Raw genomic sequence first — 2,472 nt, forward strand, 5'->3', positions numbered from 1 at the left:
GGTCTACTACAGCGTGCTGGCGCGAAGGGGGTTCTTCCCGGTGAAAGAACTCAGCACCTTCCGCCTTATCAATTCCCGCTTGCAGGGGCATCCGGCCACCCACGAACATCTGCCCGGAATTCGTATCGCTTCCGGATCTTTAGGACAGGGCATGTCGGTGGCCATTGGAGCAGCACTCGCTAAAAAACTTAACAAAGACCCGCACCTGATCTACAGCCTCCACGGGGATGGGGAACTGCAGGAAGGACAAATATGGGAAGCCGTGATGTTTGCCGCCGGAAGAGGTATCGACAACCTCATCGCCACGGTGGACCGCAACGGCCAGCAGATTGATGGCCCGACGGAAGAGGTGATGCCCCTGGGCGATGTTAAAACCAAATTTGAAGCCTTTGGGTGGGAAGTGCTAACATTAAAGGAGGGAAATAACCTGCAGGCAGTTATCACTACCCTGGAAAAGGCGAAATCCCTTACCGGAAATGGGAAGCCCGTGGCCATAATCATGGATACAGTGATGGGCAACGGGGTTGACTTTATGATGCATACCCATGCCTGGCACGGGAAGGCACCCAATGATGAGCAACTCGAAACCGCCCTTGCCCAAAACCCTGAAACCCTGGGGGATTACTAATACTTAAACCAGAAGACCGATGATAAAATATACAGATCAGGGCAAAAACGACACCCGGAGTGGCTTTGGCGCCGGGCTGGCCGAATTGGGCAGGAAGAACCCTAAAGTAGTCGCCCTGTGCGCAGACCTGGTGGGATCGCTAAAGATGGATGAATTTATCAGTGAAAACCCCGACCGCTTTTTCCAGGTGGGGATCGCTGAGGCCAACATGATGGGGATCGCCGCCGGGCTCACCATTGGAGGATATATTCCCTTTACAGGGACCTTCGCCAATTTCTCGACCGGACGGGTTTACGACCAGATCCGCCAGTCTATCGCCTATTCGGGGAAAAACGTTAAAATATGCGCTTCCCATGCCGGGGTTACCCTGGGGGAAGATGGAGCGACCCACCAGATCCTGGAAGATATAGGTTTGATGAAAATGCTCCCGGGAATGACTGTGATCAATCCCTGTGACTACAACCAAACCCGCGCAGCCACCCTGGCCATTGCCGAACATGAAGGACCCGTTTACCTGCGCTTTGGAAGGCCCAAAGTCGCGAACTTCACCCCTGTGGACCAAACCTTTGAAATTGGGAAAGCCCTTATGTTGCAACCCGGCACAGATGTGACTGTGCTGGCGACAGGGCATTTGGTCTGGGAGGCCCTTGTCGCCGCAGAAAATCTGGCTGAGCAGGGCATCTCTGCAGAGGTTATCAATATCCACACCATCAAACCACTCGACGCCCAGGCCATCGTGGCCTCTGCCAAAAAAACAGGGTGTGTGGTCACGGCGGAGGAGCACAATTATTTAGGGGGCCTTGGAGAAAGCGTGGCACGCGTCCTGGCTACTCACCTGCCGACACCCCAGGAATTTGTGGCCACCCAGGATACTTTTGGAGAGAGCGGCACTCCGGAGCAACTGATGGACAAATACGGGCTGAATACTAAAGCCATTGAAAAGGCCGTTTTCAAAGTAATACCACGCAAGGCCTGAACAAAAAAGGCCCTTTTAAAAGAACACTATATGAAATGAGCCATAACAATTCTCAATGCCAAGCGAGATTGTTATTGGCGAATTACATCTGACCTATTAAAAACAATAAAAATAAACAGATGAAAAATCTACTCTTTGCAGGATTCCTGCTTATCGGTCTCATTTCTTTTGCACAAAGCGGAGGCTCTGGATTCGGACTCAGAGCCGGACTGAATTACAGCAATACAGGTGACATTAAAGCTAATGATATCGCGGAAATTAGTGCGGACACGAAATTTGGCTATCATGTTGGGATTTGGGGGCGCATAGGTGGCCGGGCTTATGTGAGGCCGGAGCTTGTCTTTACCCAGGTGAATTCCGATTATTCAGGTGAAAATTTTAAGATGCAAAAACTCGATCTTCCGGTACTCTTTGGCCACAGGTTTTTGAAAATTTTCCACGGCTTTATCGGACCGGCCTTTCAGTATGTCTTGAATTCAGACTTGCAGGACGTCGACCTCGGGGATGTGGAAAATCAATTTTCCGTTGGGTTTCAAATTGGAGGGGGGTTAAACCTCGGAAAAATTGGGATAGACCTGCGATGGGAGCGCGGCCTCGGCCCAAACTACGCCGATATTATCGGTGGGGAAATTGAGGGTATACGCCTGGATACCCGTCCCACCCAATTGATCCTGGGGCCTTCGTTTAAATTCTGATCGGGTATACCCGGTCCGGAGAAATCAGACGGGTAGCATGCTTACCCCGAGTTTTAACGGAATTTCCAAATTAGGAATTCTCCGGGAAGGTATTGTCCAGGTAATCCGGGGTCCCATTTCCGTTTGAATCCGGGAATTCGAGCGTCCCGTCCGCATTGATAATAATCTCATCT

The 2,472-nt window shown here is 51.1% G+C and carries 3 protein-coding genes; all 3 read left to right on the forward strand.

All coding sequences use genetic code 11. The features are described 5' to 3' along the window. The coding region (locus WBV75_RS05695) for a transketolase (protein ID WP_424119681.1) at positions 1–628 on the forward strand (628 nt) is incomplete at its 5' end. A gap of 19 nt (positions 629–647) precedes the next feature. Beyond that, positions 648–1,604, forward strand: a complete 957-nt coding sequence (locus WBV75_RS05700) for a transketolase family protein (protein ID WP_424119682.1) — start codon at positions 648–650, stop codon at positions 1,602–1,604. A gap of 119 nt (positions 1,605–1,723) precedes the next feature. Then, positions 1,724–2,299 carry an outer membrane beta-barrel protein gene (locus tag WBV75_RS05705; protein ID WP_424119683.1) on the forward strand — a complete coding sequence of 192 codons (576 nt, stop codon included), beginning with the start codon at positions 1,724–1,726 and terminating at the stop codon, positions 2,297–2,299. The last annotated feature ends 173 nt before the right edge of the window (positions 2,300–2,472 follow it).

The sequence above is a fragment of the Robiginitalea sp. genome (assembly GCF_049588695.1).
In the GTDB taxonomy this organism is placed as follows: domain Bacteria; phylum Bacteroidota; class Bacteroidia; order Flavobacteriales; family Flavobacteriaceae; genus Robiginitalea.

Bases quoted from the DNA above. Each gene is read 5' to 3' on its own strand.
- WBV75_RS05705 (WP_424119683.1), top strand. From the start codon at position 1,724: ATGAAAAATCTACTCTTTGCAGGATTCCTGCTTATCGGTCTCATTTCT.
- WBV75_RS05700 (WP_424119682.1), top strand. From the start codon at position 648: ATGATAAAATATACAGATCAGGGCAAAAACGACACCCGGAGTGGCTTT.